This is a genomic window from Nonomuraea corallina (genome assembly GCF_027620315.1).
GTDB classification, from domain to species: Bacteria; Actinomycetota; Actinomycetes; order Streptosporangiales; family Streptosporangiaceae; genus Nonomuraea; species Nonomuraea corallina.
Genome location: NZ_JAPNNL010000264.1, coordinates 1 through 6,586, shown reverse-complemented (window position 1 = coordinate 6,586; position 6,586 = coordinate 1). Strand labels below are relative to the sequence as shown.

General features: G+C 71.3%; 4 protein-coding genes and 1 pseudogene. All 5 read right to left on the bottom strand.

Annotated features, from left to right (window positions below; all coding sequences use genetic code 11):
* Nucleotides 1–240: 240 nt before the first annotated feature.
* The gene (locus OUY22_RS35005; protein ID WP_270159603.1) at nt 241–993 is read right to left on the bottom strand and encodes a TIGR03936 family radical SAM-associated protein; all 753 of its coding nucleotides are present in this window, start codon (nt 991–993) and stop codon (nt 241–243) included.
* A 166-nt stretch (nt 994–1,159) separates the two neighbouring features.
* Nucleotides 1,160–3,070, bottom strand: a complete 1,911-nt coding sequence (locus tag OUY22_RS35000; RefSeq protein ID WP_270159602.1) for a TIGR03960 family B12-binding radical SAM protein — start codon at nt 3,068–3,070, stop codon at nt 1,160–1,162.
* A gap of 28 nt (nt 3,071–3,098) precedes the next feature.
* Nucleotides 3,099–4,265, bottom strand: a complete 1,167-nt coding sequence (rodA, locus tag OUY22_RS34995; protein ID WP_270159600.1) for a rod shape-determining protein RodA — start codon at nt 4,263–4,265, stop codon at nt 3,099–3,101.
* Nucleotides 4,262–6,298 carry a penicillin-binding protein 2 gene (mrdA, locus tag OUY22_RS34990; RefSeq protein ID WP_270159604.1) on the bottom strand — a complete coding sequence of 679 codons (2,037 nt, stop codon included), beginning with the start codon at nt 6,296–6,298 and terminating at the stop codon, nt 4,262–4,264. The genes rodA and mrdA overlap by 4 nt, the downstream gene beginning before the upstream one ends.
* A gap of 5 nt (nt 6,299–6,303) precedes the next feature.
* Nucleotides 6,304–6,586, bottom strand: a pseudogene (locus OUY22_RS34985) (rod shape-determining protein MreD); the annotation flags it as partial.

The following is a 6,586-nucleotide window of genomic DNA, read 5'->3' as shown; positions in this document are numbered from 1 at the left end:
GTCCCGCCGGCCGCTTGGCGGCGCCGCGGCGCCTGGTCACCCGGGTCTGTTCTGTTGTCTCCCCGTCAGGGTCGTTGACCCCGGCGTTGGGCTCGTTCTCGTCGAGCATGCGGGCGCTCTCCCGTCAGCCCCCGGGCGCGTCGCCGCGCCGCACGGGAGCTCTCGTGTCTCGTTGTCCGCCACGCCCGGAGGCGTGGCGCCAAGTCCTGTCTGCCGGTCGCGCCCCGTGGGGCGCTTCCCTTAACCGGCGACGTGCTCACCCGCCGGTCCCGCCTCGCCGCCGCGCGTCGTGTCGCGGTCCAGGTCGAGCGGGTCGGCAAGCGCACCGGTGCTGACGTCGAGCGGCCCCTGCGCCAGCCTGGTCACCTCGGGGGGAACCGGCGGCGCGAAGTCGGCCACAAGGCGCAGCCCTGTGAGCACATCGTCGGGTCGAACGGCAGGCGTCATGTGCCGAACAACCATGCGCAGTATGACACACGACTGTCCGGGCACCTGAGCTGCTGTTCTGTCTGTTCCCTCCAGCACCGTGAGCCTCAGCACGGCCTCGCGCGCGTCGAAGCGGCGCAGCCCCTTCTTCGTGAGGCGCTCGACCTCCACGTGACCGGCCGCGAGGAACTTCTGCACGGCCGTGTCGGCGTGCTCGCGATCGGCACCGGGCAGTCGCACCTCCCACTCGGAGATCTCCAGGCGGTCGGCCAGCGCCCCGGGGCCGGCCTCGACGACGTCGAGCACGTCCAGGCCCGGCGGCAGCGACCCGTCCAGGTCGATCTGGACCTGCCGGGGGTCGCACGGCGTCGTGACGCCGATCTCGAGGTATTCGGCCTCGCTGGCGACGCCTGTCGGCGCCGCTCCCGCGTAGGAGATCTTCGGATGTGGCGAGAAGCCCGCGCTGTAGGCCACCGGAATGCCGGCACGGCGGACCGCACGCTCGACGGCCCGCGAGATGTCGCGGTGACTGGTGAAGCGCAGACGTCCACGCTTGGCGTAGCGCACACGCAGGCGCTGTGCCGTCGGCGCGGGCGGTGGCCCGTCGGGAACAGGTTTCAGAGCCTTGTCGTCCTTCCCTTGTCAGAGTTTCTTCTCTCAGGATAAGCCGCCCGCGCACCCGCGCGTACAGGCTCATGTACGGCGAGACACCGGCTGCGCACCCGGCGCGTCGTCAGACGACCGTGAGGGGAAGGAGCTTGCGGCCCGTCGGCCCGATCTGGATCTCGGTGCCCATGGTGGGGCAGACGCCGCAGTCGTAGCACGGGGTCCAGCGGCAGTCCTCGACCTCGCCGCCGGAGACCGCCTCCTGCCAGTCCTGCCACAGCCACTCGCGGTCGAGCCCGGCGTCGAGGTGGTCCCACGGCAGGACCTCGTTCTCCTCGCGCTCGCGCGTGGTGTACCAGTCGACGTCGACGCCGGCCCGCTCGGCGGCGGACATCCACCGCTCGTAGGAGAAGTGCTCGCTCCAGCCGTCGAAGCGGCCGCCGTCCTCCCAGACCGCGCGGATGACGGCGCCGACCCGGCGGTCGCCGCGCGACAGCAGGCCCTCCACGATGGACGGCTTGCCGTCGTGGTAGCGGAAGCCGACGGCCCGGGCGTACTCCCTGTCGCCACGCAGCGCGTCGCGCAGCGCCTTGAGCCGCCGGTCGACAGTCTCGTGGTCGGCCTGGCCCGCCCACTGGAACGGGGTGTGCGGCTTGGGCACGAAGCCGCCGATGGAGACGGTGCAGCGGATGTCGCGCGAGCCGGTGGCCTCGCGGCCCGCCTTGATGACCTTCTTGGCCAGGTCGGCGATGCCCAGCACGTCCTCGTCGGTCTCGGTGGGCAGCCCGCACATGAAGTAGAGCTTCACCTGCCGCCAGCCCTGGGAGTAGGCGGCGGTGACGGTGCGGATGAGGTCCTCTTCGGTGACCATCTTGTTGATCACCTTGCGCATGCGCTCGGAGCCGCCCTCGGGGGCGAAGGTGAGGCCGGAGCGCCGCCCGTTGCGGGAGAACTCGTTGGCCAGGTCGATGTTGAACGCGTCGACCCGGGTCGAGGGCAGCGACAGCGAGGTGTTGGTGCCCTCGTAGCGGTCGGCCAGGCCCTTGGCCAGGTCGCCGATCTCGCTGTGGTCGGCGGACGACAGCGACAGCAGGCCGACCTCGTTGAAGCCGGACTCCTTGACGCCGTGCTCGACCATGGCGCCGATCGTGGTGATCGACCGCTCCCGCACCGGACGGGTGATCATGCCCGCCTGGCAGAAGCGGCAGCCGCGCGTGCAGCCGCGGAAGATCTCCACGCTGAACCGCTCGTGGACCGTCTCGGCCAGCGGCACCAGCGGCTTCTTCGGGTAGGGCCACTCGTCCAGGTCCATCACGGTGTGCTTGTGGACCCGCCACGGCACGTCGGGCCGGTTGGGCGCGACCCGCTTGATGCGGCCGTCGGGGTGGTAGTCGACGTCGTAGAACTTGGGCACGTAGACGCCGCCGGACTCGGCCAGCCGCATGAGCAGCTCGTCCCGCCCGCCGGGCCGGCCCTCGGCCTTCCACTCGCGGACGACCTCGGTGATGGCGATCGCGATCTGCTCGCCGTCGCCGAGCACGGCCGCGTCGAGGAAGTCGGCGATCGGCTCGGGGTTGAAGGCGGCGTGGCCGCCCGCGAGCACGATCGGGTCGTCGTCGCCGCGCTCGGCGGCGACCAGCGGGATCCCTGCCAGGTCGAGCGCGGTCAGCATGTTGGTGTAGCCGAGCTCGGTCGAGAACGAGACGCCGAACACGTCGAACGCGCGCACCGGCCGGTGGGCGTCGACGGTGAACTGCGGCACGCCCTCGGCGCGCATGAGCGCCTCCAGGTCCGGCCAGACGGCGTAGGTGCGCTCGGCCAGGGTGGCGGGAAGCTCGTTGAGGATCTCGTACAGGATGGCCACGCCCTGGTTGGGCAGCCCGACCTCGTAGGCGTCGGGGTACATCAGAGCCCATCGCACGTCGGCGGAGTCCCACTCCTTGACCGTCGAGTTGAGCTCACCTCCGACGTACTGGATCGGCTTCTGCACCTTGGGCAGCAGCGGTTCCAGGCGAGGGAAAATCGACTCGGCAGGCATACGACCCAGGGTAGCGGCGCGGGGGCGTTCAGCCGAACGCACGCTGCCTCACGTGGATCGCCTGCAACAGCCCGACCCCGATGAGGTTGGCGAAGGTGGAGGTGCCGCCGTAGGAGACGAACGGCAGCGGCAGGCCGGTGATGGGCATGATGCCGATCGTCATGCCCACGTTCACGAACATCTGGAAGGTGAACCAGCACACGATCGTGCCCGCCATCAGCGTGCCGAACCGGTCGGTGCAGTGCCGCGCGATCCACAGCCCGCGCAGCAGCACCAGCCCCAGCAGCGCCACGACGGTGACCGAGCCGAGGAAGCCGAACTCCTCGCCGGCCACGGTGAAGATGAAGTCGGTGTGCTGCTCAGGCACGAACCTGCCGGTGGTCTGCCCGCCGCCCAGCAGCCCCTTGCCGAACAGCTGACCCGAGCCGATCGCGATGAGCGACTGGGTGCTGTTGTAGCCGACGCCGCGCGGGTCCACGCTCGGGTCGACGAACGCGGTGAACCGGGCCACCTGGTACGGCTCCAGCATCTCGAAGAAGAAGACGCAGAAGATCCCGGCGGCGCCGACGAGCGTGAGCAGCACGATCAGCCGCTTGCGCACCCCGGCGATGATCAGCGCCGCCGCGGTGACGGCGGCCAGCACGAGCGCGGTGCCGAGGTCGGGCTGGAGCATCACCAGCACCAGCGTGATCCCGGCGGCCACCAGCGCCAGCAGCACGTCCAGCCCGCGCGGCCGGTCGGTGCCCTCCGCCGGCTGGGCCAGCAGCATCGCGGTCACCAGCACCAGGCCGACCTTGGCGAACTCCGACGGCTGCACCGCGAACCCGCCGCCGAGCAGGATCCACGAGTGGGACCCGTTGATGGTGGCGCCCAGAGGGCTCAGCACGAGGCCGAGGCCGATGAGCGAGACCAGGAACACCATCGGCGCGTAGGCCCGCACCGCGCGGTAGTCCGTCATGGCCACCGCGCCGCACAGCGCCAGCCCGATCACCTGGTTGAGCAGGTGTTTCCACAGCAGCCCCGTCGACCCGGGCGCCCACGTACGGGTGGACGACCAGACGAGCAGGGAGCCGATGACGACCAGCGCGAGGACGGCGACCAGCATCACCACGTCCAGCCGCCACACCGCCGATTCGGGACCGAACACGCGCCGGGTGAACGAGCGCCGCCCGGGCGCCATCGCGCCACCGGTCATCCCGGCACCACCGTCCCGTCGGGCCGGAAGACCGGCAGCTCCGACACCGGCCTGCCGTCCGGCGCCGCGGCGGGCCGCTTGACGCCGAAGATGCCCTCGTAGATCTCACGGGCGGCGGGAGCGGCGGCCGACGCGCCGAAACCGCCCTGGGAGACCATGACGACCACGACGAACCGGGGGTTGCGCGTGGGCGCGAACGAGGCGAACCAGGAGGTGTCCTTCTTGCCCCACACCTCGGCCGTACCCGTCTTGCCACCGACGGGCCACCGGTCCATGGGGAACCCGGCGAAGGCTCCCGCCGCGGTGCCGTCGGAGGGGACCTGGCTGAGCGCGTTCTTGATGTAGCGCCGCTCCTTGTCCGTCACCGGCAGCTCGCCGACGACCGGCACGGGCACGGTCTGGACCACCTTGCCGTCCGGCCGCACCAGCGCCCAGCCGATGCGCGGGCTGCGCAGCTTGCCGTCGGTGGCGAGCGCCGCGTACGCGCGAGCCAGCTGCAGCGGCGTCACCAGCACGTCGCCCTGTCCGATGCTGAAGTTGGCCGAGTCGCCGGGCCGCAGGATGAACCCCTCGGCGCAGTTCTCGTGCGCCAGCCGCTTGAGGAACGCCGCCCGGGCGCCGTCCTTGACCTCGGGGTAGCCGGTCTGCGCCCGCTTGCAGTTCTCGCCGCTGGTCAGCGCCCAGGTCTCCTTCTTCCAGCGGCGGTCGGGGATCCGCCCGGCCGACTCCCCCGGCAGGTCGACGCCGGTGGGCGCGCCGAAGCCGAACCTCCTGGCGGTGTTGGCGAACACCTCCTGGACGTGCTTCTTCGGCGTCCGCCCGCCGTCCTTCAGGTACTGCTCGTACGCGGCCTTGTAGAAGATCGTGTCGCACGACTTCACCAGCGCCGTGTGGAGGGTGAGCGTGCCCAGGGGGATGCCGCGGAAACCGTTGAACGCACGGTCGCCGATCATGACCGAGCCGGGGCAGCTGTAGGTGCCGTTGAGCGGGTAGCCGGCCCGCAGCATCGCGGCCACGGACGACACCTTGAACGTCGAGCCCGGCGCGAACTGCCCGTTGATCACCCGTGACGTCAGCGGCTTGCCGGACTTCTCCGACAGCAGGTGGCGGTAGGTGCGCTCGGAGATGCCGCCCGCCCACACCGACGGGTTGTAGCCGGGCGCGCTGGACATCGCGAGAACGCGGGAGGTGCGCGCGTCGAGCACCACGGCGGCGCCCCCGTCGGCGCTCGGCGCGGCCTTCATCGCCCTGCGCAGCGCCGCCTCGGTGATGGCCTGGATGCGCCCGTCGAGGCTCGTCACCAGGTGGTGACCGGGCACGGACGGCACCTCCTTCTCCACCCCGAGCGGCTTGCCCATCCGGTCGACCTGCACCCTGCGGATGCCGGCCTTGCCGCGCAGCTCGTGGTCGTAGACGTACTCCAGGCCGTCGCGCCCGGCCAGGTCGACCCCCGAGAACGTGGCCTTCAGCCCGACCCGCTTCTCCAGCTCGGCCTCGGTCACCGGCGACAGGTAGCCGAGCATCTGCGCCCCGGCGTCCCCCAGCGGGTACTCCCTGATGGCCTCGATCTCCGCCGACACGGCGGGGAACATCTCCTGCTGCTCCAGGATCTGCAGCGCCTCGCGGGTGTCGACCTTCTCGTCGAGCGGCACCGGCTGGTACGGGGAGCCGGTCCAGCACGGCTTGGGCACGCCGGGACCGCACGGCGTGATCCGCTTCTGCAACTGGGCGACAGGCCGGCTGAGCACCTCCGACAGCCGGCCCAGGACCTTCGCCCCGCTGTCGCTCATGCGCGTCAATCGGGTCCGGTCGACCGAGACGACCAGCCGGGACTTGTTGCGCACCAGCGGGCGGCCCGAGGAGTCGAGGATCTGCCCGCGCACCGCGGGCACGATGACGGTCCTGGTGCGGGTCTCGGTGGCCCGGTTGACGAACTCGGGGCCGCGTACGACCTGCACCTGCCAGAGCCGCACGGCGAGCGCGGCGAGCAACAGCAGCACGAGGACCTGCACGACGAGCAGCCGGGTCCGCATGCGGTTCACAGCGCGTACCTCTCCCTCGTCCCTCGCGAGGCCAGCCAGACCACCACGGGGGCGACGACGAGCGTGCAGGCCACCGTGACCGGCACCTGCTGGGTGAGGGTCGTGACCGTGACCCGTGGGTCGGACAGCAGCCCGCTCACCGCCGCCGCCAGCAGCGGCGCGAGCAGCACGCACAGCACGACGGTGACGACCCGGTTGCCCACGCCCCGCCCCGCCAGGTAGCCCACCAGCGCGAACACGAACGCGTACAGGCCGGCCACGTGCGCGGTCGGCGGCGCG